General features: G+C 46.7%; 16 protein-coding genes. 6 read left to right on the top strand and 10 right to left on the bottom strand.

Going from position 1 to position 16,244, the window contains the following annotated elements; all coding sequences use genetic code 11:
* Positions 1–29: 29 nt before the first annotated feature.
* Positions 30–698: a response regulator transcription factor gene (locus DF182_RS02655; protein ID WP_113614132.1), complete on the top strand. Its 669-nt coding sequence runs from the start codon at positions 30–32 to the stop codon at positions 696–698.
* A 268-nt stretch (positions 699–966) separates the two neighbouring features.
* Here the strand turns inward: DF182_RS02655 and DF182_RS32265 are convergent, their stop codons facing one another.
* Positions 967–1,116 (bottom strand): hypothetical protein, encoded by a 150-nt coding sequence (locus tag DF182_RS32265; protein WP_153259993.1) that lies wholly within the window; start codon positions 1,114–1,116, stop codon positions 967–969.
* Positions 1,117–1,444: 328 nt separating this feature from the next.
* Between DF182_RS32265 and DF182_RS02650 the strand changes: the two genes are divergently transcribed.
* From DF182_RS02650 to DF182_RS02635, 4 genes are read left to right on the top strand one after another with little or no spacing between them, the layout of a single operon-like run.
* Positions 1,445–3,352 (top strand): DNA topoisomerase IV subunit B, encoded by a 1,908-nt coding sequence (locus DF182_RS02650; RefSeq protein ID WP_113614131.1) that lies wholly within the window; start codon positions 1,445–1,447, stop codon positions 3,350–3,352.
* Between the two features lie 45 nt (positions 3,353–3,397).
* Positions 3,398–4,285 carry a DUF1835 domain-containing protein gene (locus DF182_RS02645; protein WP_113614130.1) on the top strand — a complete coding sequence of 296 codons (888 nt, stop codon included), beginning with the start codon at positions 3,398–3,400 and terminating at the stop codon, positions 4,283–4,285.
* Positions 4,282–4,683, top strand: a complete 402-nt coding sequence (locus DF182_RS02640; RefSeq protein ID WP_113614129.1) for a hypothetical protein — start codon at positions 4,282–4,284, stop codon at positions 4,681–4,683. Before DF182_RS02645 ends, DF182_RS02640 begins: the two co-directional genes overlap by 4 nt.
* A 20-nt stretch (positions 4,684–4,703) precedes the next feature.
* Positions 4,704–7,235, top strand: coding sequence for a DNA gyrase/topoisomerase IV subunit A (locus DF182_RS02635; protein ID WP_245957357.1), 2,532 nt, complete (start codon positions 4,704–4,706; stop codon positions 7,233–7,235).
* Between the two features lie 48 nt (positions 7,236–7,283).
* On the opposite strand, the gene DF182_RS02630 is transcribed toward DF182_RS02635, so the two are convergent.
* The 9 genes from DF182_RS02630 to DF182_RS02590 are packed head-to-tail and all read right to left on the bottom strand — an operon-like array spanning position 7,284 to position 15,109.
* Positions 7,284–8,273: a hypothetical protein gene (locus tag DF182_RS02630; protein ID WP_147243323.1), complete on the bottom strand. Its 990-nt coding sequence runs from the start codon at positions 8,271–8,273 to the stop codon at positions 7,284–7,286.
* A gap of 26 nt (positions 8,274–8,299) precedes the next feature.
* Entirely contained in the window at positions 8,300–8,821 is a 522-nt protein-coding gene (locus DF182_RS02625; protein ID WP_113614126.1) for a D-glycero-alpha-D-manno-heptose-1,7-bisphosphate 7-phosphatase, read from the bottom strand.
* Between the two features lie 2 nt (positions 8,822–8,823).
* The gene (locus tag DF182_RS02620) at positions 8,824–9,522 is read right to left on the bottom strand and encodes a nucleotidyltransferase family protein (RefSeq protein WP_113614125.1); all 699 of its coding nucleotides are present in this window, start codon (positions 9,520–9,522) and stop codon (positions 8,824–8,826) included.
* Complete coding sequence (locus tag DF182_RS02615; RefSeq protein ID WP_113614124.1) at positions 9,519–10,097, bottom strand: D-sedoheptulose-7-phosphate isomerase; 579 nt, start codon at positions 10,095–10,097, stop codon at positions 9,519–9,521. The genes DF182_RS02620 and DF182_RS02615 overlap by 4 nt, the downstream gene beginning before the upstream one ends.
* A 17-nt stretch (positions 10,098–10,114) precedes the next feature.
* A complete protein-coding gene (locus tag DF182_RS02610) occupies positions 10,115–11,140 on the bottom strand; it encodes a GHMP family kinase ATP-binding protein (RefSeq protein ID WP_113614123.1) in 1,026 nt (341 codons plus the stop codon).
* Positions 11,141–11,182: 42 nt separating this feature from the next.
* Complete coding sequence (locus DF182_RS02605) at positions 11,183–12,319, bottom strand: glycosyltransferase (protein ID WP_113614122.1); 1,137 nt, start codon at positions 12,317–12,319, stop codon at positions 11,183–11,185.
* A gap of 19 nt (positions 12,320–12,338) precedes the next feature.
* Positions 12,339–13,286: a glycosyltransferase family 2 protein gene (locus DF182_RS02600; RefSeq protein WP_113614121.1), complete on the bottom strand. Its 948-nt coding sequence runs from the start codon at positions 13,284–13,286 to the stop codon at positions 12,339–12,341.
* A 15-nt stretch (positions 13,287–13,301) separates the two neighbouring features.
* Positions 13,302–13,838, bottom strand: a complete 537-nt coding sequence (locus DF182_RS02595) for a DUF4199 domain-containing protein (protein WP_113614120.1) — start codon at positions 13,836–13,838, stop codon at positions 13,302–13,304.
* Positions 13,839–13,843: 5 nt separating this feature from the next.
* Positions 13,844–15,109: a dihydroorotase gene (locus DF182_RS02590; RefSeq protein WP_113614119.1), complete on the bottom strand. Its 1,266-nt coding sequence runs from the start codon at positions 15,107–15,109 to the stop codon at positions 13,844–13,846.
* Positions 15,110–15,274: 165 nt separating this feature from the next.
* On the opposite strand from DF182_RS02590, the gene DF182_RS02585 reads away from it, so the two are divergent.
* Positions 15,275–16,222, top strand: a complete 948-nt coding sequence (locus DF182_RS02585) for a hypothetical protein (protein WP_113614118.1) — start codon at positions 15,275–15,277, stop codon at positions 16,220–16,222.
* Positions 16,223–16,244: the final 22 nt, after the last annotated feature.

Here is a 16,244-nt window from a genome sequence, read left to right as displayed (position 1 = left end):
AACATTTAAGTGTTATAATTCCTATAAACATGACGGTATACTCAAAGAAGAAGTCCCAGGATAACATGGACATCATTTCTATTGCAATAGTAGAAGACAACCATGATATCCGCACGGCTATGGAATTGCTGATTAATGGTTCTGACGGTTATGCCTGTGTTGGCACCTTCAATAATGCAGAAACCGCACTGGAGCAGATCCCTCAACTGCTGCCCAACGTAGTATTGATGGATTTTAATCTTCCAGGTGGCATGAATGGTATTGAATGTATTGCCCGGTTGAAAGCAGAGTACCAGGATATGCAGTTTATGATGCTCACTGTGTATGAAGATGATGACAAGATTTTCATGGCCCTGGAGGCAGGTGCAAGTGGGTACATCCTTAAAAAAACCTCTCCGGGAGAGCTGTTGGAGGCGATTCGTGATCTACATGAGGGCGGTTCACCCATGAGTTCCCAGATAGCGAGAAGGGTAGTGGCATTTTTCCAGAAACAAGCCAAACCCAACCCGGCGCTGGAAGCGCTGACCACCCGTGAAAAGGAGATTCTGGACCAGTTGTCAAAAGGATTTCTGTACAAGGAAATTGCCAGCAATCTGTTTATCAGTATAGAAACGGTGAGAAGACATGTGCATAATATCTACGAAAAGCTACATGTGCGCAGTCGGACGGATGCAGTCAATAAATACTACAACCGATAAACATAACGAAGAAGGAGTTGCAGGTTACCTGCAACTCCTTCCCGCTTTTATAGTTCTTTACTTCATTGCGTGTTTACGCAATAAATGCACACTTAATACCACAGTGGCAATGACAATGCATGCCAGTCTGAATAATAAACCAGTTTTCATAGGATAGGGATTATATGGTTCAATAATTTTTCCCTGTGTATAAAACGATCCCTGAAGGCAATAGCCAGACTGATGATTATTTACCGGTATATTGAATGAAGACCTTTTAATAGAATGTTTATCTCATCATCTGCCACGAGTCAAATTTCCGGATGAGACGGAGGAATTTGTTGCCAACGTTATTTTCCTGTTCTTTGCGGATCAGGATAGTTGCGATCACAGCGGCCAGCAGCACAGCCAGAAAGAGAATAATAAAAAGTGTTTTCATAGGTCAGGATTTCAATAAAATGTTGTGTGTAGTAAATATAATATATTCTATAATATAAAAGACATTTTTCATAGGATTTATTTTATATAGATGTAAAAGAAATCCTACAGGCTCCCCAAAGTATCCCCTTTTTATGCTCCCTTTGAAAATTTAACACTAGTAACATATTGATAATTAATGATCTAAGCATAAAGTATAACTAATACTTGGGATGATTCAATGAATCCTTTATTTTTGCCAGCAATCGGATTTTGCTAAAAGATTTAGTATCCTTGCAGCAGGATCATAAATCCGAAGAAAATAAATATTTAGGAAACTTTAATATATTATGGCAAACACGGATAAAACGGATAACAAGGATCTATTTGCTTCCTATACGGAAGACTCCATACGGTCATTGGACTGGCGGGAGCACATCCGCCTCCGGCCTGGTATGTACATCGGTAAATTGGGAGACGGTTCCAGCATGGACGACGGCATCTATATACTGTTGAAGGAGGTTGTGGACAACTGTATCGATGAACATACGATGGGTTTCGGGAAACAGGTAGACATAAAAGTGACCGAGCACAGTGTGACCATTCGTGACTTTGGCCGTGGCATTCCGCTGGGCAAAGTGGTGGACGTAGTGAGCAAGATCAACACCGGTGCCAAATACGATAGCAAGGCCTTCCAGAAATCCGTTGGTCTCAACGGGGTGGGTACCAAAGCGGTGAACGCCCTCTCCAGCTATTTCCGCGTACAGTCTGTTCGTGACGGCCGCGCCAAAGTAGCCGAGTTCGAACGCGGCATACTGGTAAAGGAACACAAAGAGGCAGGCACCGCCGAACAGAATGGTACACTCGTAACCTTTACGCCCGATGATACCGTTTTCAAGAACTACCGCTATATTCCCGAGTTCCTGGAAAACCAGATATGGAACTATTGTTTCCTCAATGCTGGTCTGACGGTGAACTTCAACGGAAAAAAATATCTTTCTAAAAACGGTCTGCTCGATCTGCTGCAGCGCAAAACCAACGAAGAAGACCTGCGCTACCCGATCATCCACCTCAAAGGGGAAGACATCGAAGTGGCCATCACCCACGAAAACCAATACGGAGAGGAATACTATTCCTTTGTAAACGGTCAGCATACCACCCAGGGAGGGACTCACCTGGCTGCTTTCCGTGAGGCCTTCGTTAAAACTGTGCGTGACTTCTACAAAAAGGATTATGAAGCTACTGATATCCGTACTTCTATCTGTGCAGCAGTGTCTGTAAGGGTACAGGAACCGGTGTTCGAGTCTCAGACTAAAACCAAGCTGGGTTCCCAGGTAGTATATGAAGGTGGTCCTTCTGTAAAGGCTTTCGTACTGGAGTTCCTTTCCAAACATCTGGATGACTATCTGCACCGTAATCCAGCCATTGCTGATGCACTGAAAAAACGCATCGAGCAGAGCGAACGTGAAAGAAAAGAACTGGCCGGTATTAAAAAACTGGCCAATGAAAGGGCTAAAAAAGCGAACCTGCACAACCGTAAACTGCGCGATTGCCGTATCCACCTCAACGATGAGTTTACCGGTAAGGATAAGGCTGAACAGGAATCACGCAGCAAAGAAACGATGGTCTTTATCACGGAAGGTGATTCTGCCAGCGGTTCCATTACCAAATCCCGCAACGTGGAAACACAGGCGGTGTTCAGTTTACGTGGTAAACCGCTGAACAGCTTCGGTCTTACCAAAAAGATCGTATACGAAAACGAAGAGTTTAACCTGCTTCAACACGCCCTCAATATCGAAGAAGGGCTGGAAGGGCTGCGTTACAATCATATTGTGGTAGCTACCGATGCCGACGTGGATGGTATGCACATCCGTCTGCTGATACTGACCTTCTTCCTGCAGTTTTTCCCTGATCTGGTGAAAAACGGGCACGTATATATCCTGGAAACACCATTATTCCGGGTACGTAACAAACAGGAAACCATTTACTGCTATTCTGAAGAAGAAAAACAGAAAGCAGTGAGGAAACTGGGTAACAAACCAGAGATCACCCGCTTTAAAGGATTGGGTGAGATCTCTCCGGATGAATTCGGCCGTTTTATCGGTGACGATATTCGTATTGACCCCATCATCCTCTCTAAAGATATTCATATCCAGAAGTTGCTGGAATACTATATGGGTAAAAATACTCAGACCCGTCAGGAGTTTATCATCAACAACCTGCGGTATGAAAAAGATCTGATCGAGGAAGCAATCTAAAATTACTATGGCGGTGCGTAGTTTTTCCGCCATTAAAAGAATACTATGGGGCTTTTACACATTGTGTTTGGGGAGGCATCTGTTCCGGTGATGACGGAAGCCATCGGCATGGACGAAAAATTGCAGGGCGAACTGTTCTTTTTTGAAGACGACCTGTCTGTTGGGCCGCTGTTTATACTGGATACTAAAGAAGGGCAAGCCAATCGCCGCCAGTGGTGGCAACAATTGGCAGCCACCCCACCGCAGCTGCAGCCTCAGCTGTTGCCGGAAGAAACAAGCCAGGAAGCCGCACTTCCTGTAGAAGAAGAGGAGGTTCCCGGCGATTCAGACCGTTTAAAAGCACTGAAGGCACAGCTAAAAGAAGATCCGTCCCTTGAAATATGGGTATGGGCCGGCCAGAATGCACGCGATGTTTGCGGCTACTACTGGCTGATCAGCCAGCTGTATGACTTTGCCGGACGTATCTATATCATCTACCTCAACAACCTGCCTTTTCTGAATGAGAAAGGTGCTGTCTTTTATCCTACTCATCTGCATCAGATCCTGCCCAAAGAATTCCTGAAGGCAAAGAAACTGGCAAGGGCTGTATCACTGGCCGAATTTGAGCTGGATGGTGAAGAGTGGCATCGCCTCATGAATGAAAACGCGGGCATCCGGATGCTGGAAGGTGGCAAAAAAATAAAAGGAGAGCCGACACTCTTTTACGATAAAGAGCTGCTTGCACAAACCGGTAAAGAGTTCGTAAAAGCCTGGCGCGTAGTGCAGCAGGTGACCGGCAAACTCAAATATCCTGTCATGGACCAGTTTCTGGGATGGCGTCTGAAAGAGCTCGTGAAGGAAGGTAAAGTAGAAAGTAAAGGAGAGCTGAAGACCATCCGTGATTTTGAAGTGAAATTACCAGGGGAAGACCCCGCAAACACTGCTACGGAATGATAAAAGTAACCGCTGTACAGCTCGTAGGTCAGGATGACCGGGGCACCAACTATCTATGGGATTGTACTCGCACAGGGGAGTTTATGCTTTGTTACCGTCATGCCGGCAGTAGCAGTGGTCAGCATTATCACACCGGTATCAGCGATAATAAAAACCCGGAGATCATGTTCCTGCTTACAGGCAAGGCGCTGATCCACTGGTGTCCGGTAGGAGGTGACGAAATTCAGACTACGGAATTAGTAGCACCCGCAAGAGTGGAAGTGCCTATCAACATCTGGCATCAGCTGATTGCAGTAACCGATTGCTGTTTTATAGAACTGAACTCTATGGACGATGTACAAAAAGATAGCGTGCGGGTATGGAGAACAGATTTTGAAAAAATGATTGTAGAAAAATAGTAAGTGTATTATACATGGATATGGAAAATATAACATCAGACGAATCGCTGCATAATATCACCCATGTGGGTGGTATGTATGAAAGCTGGTTTCTGGACTATGCATCCTATGTAATCCTGGAGCGGGCCGTGCCCAGCGTAGAAGACGGGTTAAAACCTGTTCAGCGCCGTATTCTCCACGCCATGAAAGAAATGGACGATGGTCGCTTTAATAAAGTGGCCAACGTGATCGGACAAACCATGCAGTACCATCCGCATGGTGATGCTTCTATCAGTGATGCTATCGTAAACTTAGGTCAGAAGGATCTGCTGATTGAAACCCAGGGTAACTGGGGGGATGTGCGTACCGGTGATGATGCGGCAGCTGCGAGGTATATTGAGGCACGCCTTTCCAAATTTGCGCTGGACGTGGGCTTCAATCCTAAAACTACCGTATGGCAATTAAGTTACGATGGCCGTAAGAACGAGCCTCTGGCACTGCCTATGAAGTTCCCGCTGCTGCTGGCACAGGGTGCGGAAGGTATCGCGGTAGGTTTGTCTACCAAAATATTACCTCACAATTTTATAGAGCTGATCGACGCTTCTATCAAATATCTCAAAGGGAAAAAATTTGAACTGTTTCCCGACTTTGCAACCGGCGGTATGGTCGATGTAGCTAACTACAATGATGGCAAACGTGGTGGTAAAGTAAGGGTAAGGGCGCATATTGAGGAGAAAGACAAGAAAACCCTGCTGATCAAGGACGTACCATATGGTGTGACCACGACACAGGTGATGGAGTCTATCGTAAAAGCCAATGATAGCGGTAAAATCAAAATCCGTAAAGTGGTAGACAATACTGCTGCTGATGTGGAAATTGAAGTGCAGCTGGCTCCCGGTATCTCCCCTGATATCACCATCGATGCGCTATATGCGTTCACCGACTGTGAAATCTCCATTTCACCCAACGCCTGTGTGATCGTTGAGGATAAACCGCATTTCCTCACAGCCTCTGACCTGCTGAAAGCTTCTGCAGACTATACCAAAGACCTGCTGAAGCAGGAGCTGGAAATCAAACTGTCGGAACTGCAGGAAAAATGGCACTACACCTCTCTGGAAAAGATCTTCTTCGAAAAGCAGATCTACAAGGAGCTGGAACAGAAACACAAAGATTGGGAAACTGTACTGGCAGCCATAGACAAAGGATTCACCCCCTATAAGAAACAGCTGAAGCGTGAAATCACCCGCGAGGATATCGTGAAACTCACGGAGAAGCCTGTACGTCGTATCTACCGTCTGGATATCAACGAGCTGAATGAGCAGATCAAAGGGCTGGAAGCTGATATCAAACAGGTGAAAAACGACCTGCAAAATCTGGTAGACTACACCGTAAACTACTATGAGGTTTTGTTGAAAAAGTATGGTAAAGGCCGTGAACGCAAAACAGAAATCAAAACCTTTGATACTATTCAGGTACAACAGGTGGCCATCGCCAATGCCAAAATATATGTAAACCGTGCAGACGGTTTCATTGGTACCTCCCTGAAGAAAGATGAGTTTGTGGCGGACTGCTCCGACCTCGATAATATCATCGTATTCCGCCGGGATGGTAAGATGCTGGTGACCAAGGTTGCGGATAAAACCTTTGTTGGTAAGGATATCATCCACGTAGACGTATTCCGTAAAAACGATGAGCGTACTACCTACAATATGATTTATGTGGAAGGTAAAACAGGGGTGAGCTATGCCAAACGTTTTAATGTGACTGGTGTTACCCGTGATAAAGAGTATGATCTCGCCCATAAAGGAGAGAAAAATTCGAAGGTGCATTATTTCTCTGCCAACCCCAACGGGGAAGCGGAAGTGGTGACCATCAAGCTGAGCCCCAACTGCTCTGCACGTAACAAGGAGTTTGACCTCTACTTCGAAACCATTGCCATCAAAGGACGTAACTCCATGGGCAACCAGGTGACCAAATACCCCATCCGCGGTGTCAAATTCAAAGAGAAAGGTGTGTCTACGCTCGCAGGCCAGAAGATCTGGTATGATGCAGAAACCGGCCGTCTGAATACCGAAGAAAGAGGTGTTTATATTGGTAGCTTTGAAGGGGAAGACAAGATCTTTGTGGCTTTCAAAAACGGAACCTATGAGCTGACCAACTATGAACTCACCAACCGTTACGAATCCAACGATGTTGTATACATCGAGAAGTTCAATCCGGAAAAGATCGTAACTGCCATCTACTTCGATGCCGATAAAAAACAGTTCAACGTAAAACGTTTCCGTATAGAAACCCAAACGCTGAATAATAAATTCCTTTTCATCAAGGAAGGCAATGGCAACTACCTCGAAATGGTGACCACCCATACGCAGCCGATTGTATTACTGAAGACCGGTAAAAAACGGAGTCCCGAAGAGGAGGAGATCGACCTCTCTGAGTTTGTGGAAATAACCGGCTGGAGAACAGTTGGTACCAGGATTGCCGGAGATGATCTCATCAGTGCTGAATTGCTGTCTGAAGATGAAGATCCGGATCCGAATGAAGAAGGACAAGTACAGGGAGAATTATTCTAAACAACAGTTAGATAAATGAAAAGCCCGAAGCGATTGCTTCGGGCTTTTTTATGATTTCTTTTTTATAGGTTTTGTTTGTTTTTCTTGTTTGGCAGCATCTTCGGCCTGGAAATCTTCGATTGATTTAGGATTAGTCATGCTTTTTCTTTTCTGGTCAAGTGGTTGCGGAACCGGAGCACCTTTTCCCAGCGGGATGGCGTCATGGAATATTTTATTGACGTGTACCCATTTTCCTGCCTGCCATTTAAAGCCTTCATAGTCCATGTCGGATACATAGGTATATTTTTTGGCCGGCTCATTGGTTTCAGACACGAGATGATCATATACGATCATGTCCAGTTCCTTGTTGTAATTGAGCGTAGCCGTGCTTTCTTTTTTGTATTCCAGGATAAAGCGGTTTTTGGATGGCTTAGGTATGGAGTCTTCCGCGAAGCTGAAGAAAGGACCACCAAAAACAGGCGTACCGTTTTTGAAGGTGAGCATTTCCACCAGTTTCTTCTGGCTGCGTGGATTATTGGCATCCCAACCGAAAAGGGTATAATATTCCTGGTTGAAATAATGACGCTGTACAATATTATAGTACAAACAGCCATACCATGCTTTGTTGTTAGCGATGGTGTCAGTGTTGGTGATATAATCCGATACATCAAACAAGGGGAACAGTTTCAGCTGGCCATCGGGCGTATTCATCTGAATAGCACCATAGTGACGGTAGAAGCCTGTTTCCCTTTCCAGGGCCCACGTGAAAATCCGAAAGCTGCTGTCTTTGGGATAGAGAATAGACACTGTACGCAGGGAATCGAATGAAAACCGGAAGGAGTAAGGGGTTTTGAGTGACCTTACGAGGGTAGGGATAAACTGTTCGATAGCTGCTTCTCTGCCGGCATCGCCTTTACCAGCGAATATGTTCTGGCTAAGCTGTTGCAGGGTGTCCTGACCTTTTAATAGCCGTGCGTTACCGGTTGCATCCGGTTTTTGTGCCCATAAGCTACATAGTGGTACAAGGAACAATAGTGACAGTATTAATTTTTTTACCATATCTATTATACGGTTCTGACTTAAAATTATTGTATGGCCTGAGCGAACTGCAACAGGCTTTCATATCTTTTGTCGATGAGTGGATGAGGAAAAGGAGTGTCAGGCAGGGTAGAGGCAATAAAAACGGTTTGCATGCCGGCGCTTTTGCCAAACTGCATATCGCTGAGCGTGTTGCCTACCATGACAGACTGCCTGAAGTCTGTTTCCGGAAAATCCTGTTGTGCCTGAGAAGCCATGCCTGTAGCAGGTTTGCGACAGGGACTAGTACTATCAAGATCCGGGCAGAAATAGATTTTGTCTATACGTCCACCATGTTGTGTGATGGCGTCGAGCATATGGCTGTGTATTTCCTGCAGACCATTGATCGTAAGGAGGCCACGGCCGATGCAACGCTGGTTGGTGACGATAAAGATCCGTTCGAAATGTCTTGCCAGCAGTGGCATCGCTTCCAGGACACCTTCGCTGAAACGGAACATACCTGTGTTTAAAACATATCCGTCTTTAATTTCTTCATTGATAACACCGTCCCGGTCCAGAAAGAGGTACATACTTATAGTTTAGTAAAATGGTGGATTGCTTTTGAATAGTCTTCAGGAATGCCAATATCGATGAAATAGGTATCGCTGATATGGCCGTTGATCTGTCCTGCGGCGCCCTGTGGCTCAAGGACAGCCTGTTCGAATGAAAATTTTACGGGCAGGCACAAACTATTCAGGAAGCTGGCGCTGGTGAAGTAGATACCACCGTTGATCAGTCCCTGGTCGCAGTATTGTTTTTCCCTGAAGGCGAGTATTTTATTTTGAGGGCCCAGTTCTATGCTGCCATATCGGTCAAACTGCTGCATGGGTTTAAGAGCAAGCGTCAGCGGACAGTGTTGTGTGGCGTTGAAGGCAGCCATAGCCTGGAGGTCCACGTCAAAAAAAGTGTCGCCGTTCACGATAAATACCTTATCACCTTCCAGCAGGGGCAGAGCATGTACGATGCCGCCTCCGGTGCCTAATGGCTCCTGCTCTACGCTGAAGGATATACGTAGAGGGAGTGGTGTTTGCCGGCACCAGCTGATCACCTGTTCTGACAGGTAGCCCAGGGAAAGGACCACATGTTCTATCCCTTGCTGATGCAGATATTGCAATAGAAAATAGAGGAAAGGTTTGTCGCCGATGGGCGCCATACATTTAGGTTTATCGGCTACAGCGCTGCGTAGGCGGGTGCCCAGACCGCCAGCTAATACGATACACTCATTAGTCATTCGCCGAACAGATTGTTTTCCACTAGTTCACAGATAATATGGCCTACCGTGATATGGGCTTCCTGGATACGGGGAGTATCTGTTGAAGGCACATTGATCAGGTAGTCGCTGCCATCTTTCATTTTCCCGCCGGTGGCACCGGTCAGGCTGACGATGGCCATGCCCTTTTCTTTGGCCACTTTTATGGCTTCGAGGATATTGGCGGAATTGCCGGAGGTAGAGAGGGCAACGAGTACATCGCCTTCACGGCCTATGCCTCTGAGCATACGGGCATATACCTGATCATAGCCATAGTCGTTGCCTACAGCAGTGAGATAGGATGTGTTGCAGTGGAGCGCTTCAGCATAGAGTGGTTCACGATCTTTATAGAAACGGCCAGAGAACTCGGCAGCCAGATGCTGGGCGTCGGCAGCGCTGCCGCCATTGCCACAGAAAAGCACTTTATTACCTTTTTTCAGACTGAGGCCTATTAGCTCTGCAACCTGTTCTATTGTACTTAACAGCCTTTCATCCTGACAGATGGCTTCTTTCACAGCAATGCTTTCCCGGATGGTATTGGCGATTTTAGCTTTCATAATGATACTTTTTAAGGTCACATACTCCAGGTTTGAATACCATGGTGGGTGAAGGTATAACGTTTTACATCACCACCAAAGCCGCTGAGTGCGTCTACTACTGCAAAACGGGTGTTTTTGGGGCAGTAGAAGATCATAAAGCCACCACCGCCGGCACCGGAGATTTTACCACCGCTGGCGCCCGCCTTACGGGCTGCATTGTAGATCTCGTCCAGCTGGGGATTAGTGATACCTTTGGCCATCTGTTTTTTGTATTCAAAGCCGTAATCGAGGATTTCCCCTATTTTATCGATGGTCCCGCGCAGGAGGGCTTCTTTCATCATGACGGCCTGTTCTTTCAGGTGGTGCATGGCTGCGATGGAGTCGTCCTTTTTGTCGGTCACATTTTTCTGCTGTTCAGAGATGATAGTGGAAGACAGGCGGCTGGTAGAAGTGTAAAACAGTACCAGATTGTTTTCCAGCTCATGGAGATGTACTTCTTTAATACGCAATGGGTTGACGATTACTTTATCATCTCCATAAAACTCCATAAAATTGACACCGCCGAAAGTCGCCGCATATTGGTCTTGCTTGCCACCGGCCTGCTTCAGGTCTTCCCTTTCAATAGAGTAGGCGAGGTGGGCCATATCGTATTCTCCGAGTGGTAATTTGAGCCATTCGGCAAAGGCACCCAGCACGGCCACTACCAGCGTAGAGGAGGTACCCAGCCCTGAGCCTGGGGGAGCGTCCACATAGGTGGTGAGTTTAAATCCGGAAGAAGGGAGTCCGCCATAGTCCTGATATACCCTGTTGATAACCCCTTTGAGGATGTCCAGTTTGCCGTCTAACGGTAGCGGGTATACGGCATCGTAGGTCAGTTGTTCCTTTCTGTCTGCAGATTCAAAAATAATTTTCCCATTAGGCAGCGGTTCTATGGAAGCGCGTGCATAGAGGGAGATAGTGGCATTGAGGATGGCACCGCCATAGAGATCGGAATACGGACTAACGTCTGTACCGCCACCGGCAAGGCCTATACGTAATGGTGCTTTACTTCTGTAGATCAATGTTGTAATATTTTTAGCTGCTGGCAGCTGTTTTTAGCTTCTTCATTGCTCCGCTAATGTATGAATTTCTTTAGCGAGGCGGGACCAGGAGTATTTTAGTTTTTCCTGTTGCAGTGCAGCGGTCATGTCTGCTTCCCGGTTATCCATAAAATATTTTTCAATGGCTTCAGCTATGGAAGCGGGGTCTGGCTCACATTGGAAGCCCACCACACCATCGGGTACCATTTCCAGCAGGCCGCCTACACGGGTTACCACCATGGGTTTCTCAAAGTGGTAGGCTATCTGGGAAATACCGCTCTGCGTGGCGCTTTTGTATGGTTGTACCACCAGATCGGCAGCGCAGAAATAGTTTTTTACTGCATCGGTAGGGATGAAGTCGGTATGCATAAGCACACGATCGCCCAGTTGGAGCTCCTGCAGGAGTTGCTCGTAAGGGGCTGCATCTTCATAGTATTCTCCGGCCACGATTGCATGTACATCGAGCTTTTTCATCCTTTCGTCGGTCATGGCTTTCAGTAGGAGGTCCAGCCCCTTGTACTGGCGGATAAAGCCAAAGAAAAGGATGTATCGTTTGCCGGGCTGCAGTTTAAGCCGGGTACGTGCTTCCTCTTTAGATATTGCTGTACCATAGTTGTCGTATATCGGATGAGGAATCAGCGAAGCTTTTTTATGTGGCTCAAATACCCTAAGGTCGTCAAGCACGGATTGGCTCATGGCGATGAAGGCATCTACGGGCTTGAGGAAATACCTGGTAAAAGCCACGTCGCCGGGGCGTTTTTCGTGAGGTACCACGTTGTCAAGCACCGCGATTACTTTTGTATTGCCGCGTTTGCCCAGCCGCAGGATACTTCCGAGGGAAGGGCCCATTACAGGCAACCAGTATTTGGATATAATAATATCAGGTTTCATTTTCCGTATCCTGCGCCCTACCATGAGCCAGTTGAGTGGATTGACGGAATTGATCAGTCTGGTGATCCGCAGGTGTTTGGGAGGAGGATCGGTGGAGTACTGGCTTTTGCCGGGAAACAGGAAGCCAGGGTATTGCACCGTAAAAGTGAATATTTCCACGTCATCGGTCAGCTGCAGTTCTTCTGCCAGTCGTTCATTATAAGCAGCCAGCCCACCCCGGAAAGGATAGGCTGTGCCGACTATGAGTATTTTCTTTTTGGTCCGGACCATTTAAAAAAATTACGAATTATCAACTTGATTTATCCAATCTTGCTTCCACGAGGTAAGCATTCCTTTCAGGAGCATTGCGGGTGACCAGTTCTCCGATAAAGCCGGTGAGGAACAGTTGGGAACCGATGATCATGAACAGGAGTGCCAGGTAAAAGATAGGCCTGTCTGTCATGTTATATTGATCCTGGAAGATTTTTGCAAAGGCCAGGTAAAAGGCGATGATAAAACCAAAGAAGAAAAAGAGGGATCCCAGGGCACCGAAGAGGTGCATGGGACGTTTCCCGAACTTGCTGATGAACATGATGGAGGCCAGGTCGAGGAATCCGTTGACAAAGCGTTCCAATCCGAATTTGCTGACACCATATTTGCGCGACCGGTGTTCCACTACTTTCTCCCCGATATTTCGGAATCCGTTCCATTTGGCGATAACGGGGATGTAGCGGTGCATTTCACCGTATACTTCTATAGACTTCACCACTTTTTTGCGATAGGATTTGAGGCCGCAGTTCATGTCGTGCAGCTTCACGCCACTCATGCGGGTAGTGGTGTAGTTGTATAGTTTGGAAGGCAGATTTTTGGTGAGCGCATTATCGTAACGTTTCTTTTTCCAGCCGCTTACCAGATCATAGCGGTCTTCCACTATCATTCGGTACAGTTCAGGAATTTCATCCGGACTGTCCTGCAGGTCGGCATCCATGGTGATGACAACATCGCCCTGGGCGGCACTGAAGCCTTCATTGAGGGCGGCGGACTTACCATAGTTGCGCTGAAACTTGATGCCTTTGATATGGGGGTTCTTAGCGGCCAGTTGCTGTATCACCTCCCAGGAATCGTCGGTGCTACCGTCATCTACCATCCATACTTCGTAGGTAAAGCGGTGCTCCTGCATCACCCTTTCAATCCAGGCGGCCAATTCAGGAAGTGATTCTTCTTCGTTTTTTAAAGGAACGATTACGGATATGTTCATCTTAATAGAATAGTATTATACATGTTGCTGCTCTGGTGCCTTTTTACGAAGGATGAGCGATATGATCGCAGCTATAGCGAAATAAAAAGTGACTGACTTGAGATAATCCATCAAGGATTTGGTAATAGTTACAGAGAAATCGGAGGCATTGATACTGTCCAGCTGTTTATCGATTTCTTCCTGAGGAGCTTTCATGCGGCTCAGGATTCTTTCTGTCATTGCCAGTGTGTGCTCTTTCATTGTTTCGGACAGGTGCGGATCAATCAGTTTGTACAGAACAAATTGATATACAGATATCATTAACAAACCGATCACAAAAGTGGTGAACACGGGCTTGATCAGATCTTTGAAGCCAATGTATCCTCCGACTTGTTTTTTGCGTTCTTTCCCAGCCAATACGCCGAAGACAATAAACAGTATCAGTTGGCAAATACCGTTCCACCAGGCAAACAGGACGTCGGAGCCAGCTACCCAGGAAATAACATTCAAAAGAATAAGGACTAAACCGGAAATAATCCCCCATTTAATACCGGGATTCGATGATTGTTGCATAAAGGTTATTTATTGACATGAAAAATAGGACCGTTCACAGTGGCAATTACTTTGCCCTTCAGTACGCTGCCAATATAAGCCGAATTTTTTGATCTGGAAGCGATATGCTCCCGGGTAAATTTCCATTCTGCTGCCGGATCGAAGATGGTGAGGTTGGCAGCGGCGCCATCCTGGATAGCTGGCAGCGGCTGTTTAAAGATAGCACGGGGCTTTTCAGTAAGCATAGCAATCAATTGTTCAAGTGGCAATTGGGGCAGGTATTGCCTGATAACGCCGAAGCTGCTTTCCAGACCGATCATGCCATTTTTGGCGTATTCAAATTCCACCTGTTTGGCGTCCCATTCTTGTGGTATGTGGTGGCTGGCAAAGCAATCGATAGTGCCATGTAAAATGGCATCCTGAATAGCTTTCACATCGTCTTCGCTGCGCAGGGGCGGATTAACCTTCAGATGGGCATCATAGTTTACCAGCAGCGCATCGGTGAGCGACAGGTGGTAGGGGGCTACAGAGCAGGTCACTTTTATACCGGCTGCTTTGGCGGCGGCAATCAGTTCCACGGATTTGCGGGTGCTCACGCCGGTGATATGTATACGGGAATCGGCATATTTAGCCAGTTCCAGGTCTCGCTGTATAATCAACTCCTCTGCCAGGGCTGGTTTTCCGGGCATACCCAGCAGTGTGGAATAGATACCTTCATGCATGAGGCCATGAGCTGAGATGCTTTGATCGTCGGGCAACTGGATAAGGGTGCCGTCGAAGGCTTTGATATATTGTAAAGCTTTGAGCAGCAGGCCGGGAGACTGAATGGGCCGGAGACCGTCGGAAAAGGCTACGGCGCCGGTTTGCTGCATTTCATACATCTCTGCGAGGCTTGTCCCTTCAAGATTTTTGGTAACGGCGCCAATTGGCAGCACAGTGGCGGCGGCATGGCGGGTTTGGCTCAGCACATATTCTATTTGTGGTTTGGTATGCAGTGCCGGTTGCGTATTGGGCACTACCATCACAGTGGTATATCCACCTGTAGCAGCAGCCTTTACACCGGTATGCAGATCTTCCTTGTGTTCCAGTCCGGGATCGCAGAAATGAGCGAAAATATCCATCCAGCCCGCAGATACATGCAGATTTTCACCTGAAATCACTGTTGCACGTGCATCTTCCAGGTTATTACCTACCTGTTGAATGATGCCGTTTTGAATGGAAATGTCTTTTTGCTGCCCGTGAAAAGGGGAGGAAGGTGCTATAACCTTTACGTTTTTGAGTAATATGTGCATGCTTTACGTTCTATGTCAGTATCAAAACCAGTCCAAAAAATACAGGGGCAAATGTAACATAAAACTGTTAATTGTTGAAGTCCCTCCTGTCGCCCTTTTCACGCTTTTTGTTCAGGTTGGTATGATAATTGAAAATAGAGGGGTAGCAGATCAAAATAACTGAAGATGAATGATTATCTCACTAACCTCGTCACACGTATATGCGACCGCTCGGACCAGTTAAATAACGCCCCAACAATCGGCTGGCAGGCCCTTCGGGAAGCCGAACAACTAGCCAACCATGCATATATTCCCATTCTGTATCAATACATCCAGACAGAAACCGATAAAGAAAAACGCCGCGCCGCCGGTTATATCATTATCCAGCTTTCCAGGAATACCAATGATCCGGAAGTAATCCGTTTTATGCTGGACCGCCTGCGGATCGAGCAGGATGCCGATATGATCACCGCTATCCAGCAAGACCTGGAACGCGGCCTGCCTATTCCGGGTTACATGAATCTGGAACCTTTGCTTAACAATACTTTATCTCTCAATAATAATGTACGCCGTTCCGCTTTACTGGCTTTAAGAGGCAGCCATAATCCTCAGGTGGAAGGTTGGGCGCTGGATCTGTTGAAACGGACTGTAAATGAATATGATATATATTATATTACATTCCTGTTGCATAAAGTTGCCACCCGTAAAAGCCTGCCGGCACTGAAAAGATTGCTGGAGCATCCCCGCCAGGATGTAAAAGGGCTGGCTTTTGCGACTATCGCCGACATAGAAAAGGAAAAAGAAGCCATGTTTTACGCCCGGTGTTTGCTCCGCGGACAGCTTAAATTTGAAGCGATGGAGGCTATTTATAAATATGCCGACGAAAGCGCTATCCAGGCTGTTATCACCCGTATCACTGAACTGTTATCCAAAAGACGCAGCAGCCCCCGGCTCTCCCTGGAAAACTTCAAAAATGGTTTTACAGACCTGATGCTGGGAATGGAATTCCTCTTCCGCTTCCGTACTGCCAAGAGTGAAGTGAAAAGAACATTTTCCTGGATTACGGAAAAAAGGGCCGAATATCTGCTTCCTGAAGAAAGGGAATGGATACAACGTAACCTTGTCAACGGATAGGTCCCTTTTATCCAGCTATTTC

Source organism: Chitinophaga flava (genome assembly GCF_003308995.1).
GTDB classification, from domain to species: Bacteria; Bacteroidota; Bacteroidia; order Chitinophagales; family Chitinophagaceae; genus Chitinophaga; species Chitinophaga flava.
This window is presented reverse-complemented; position numbering and strand designations above follow the sequence as displayed.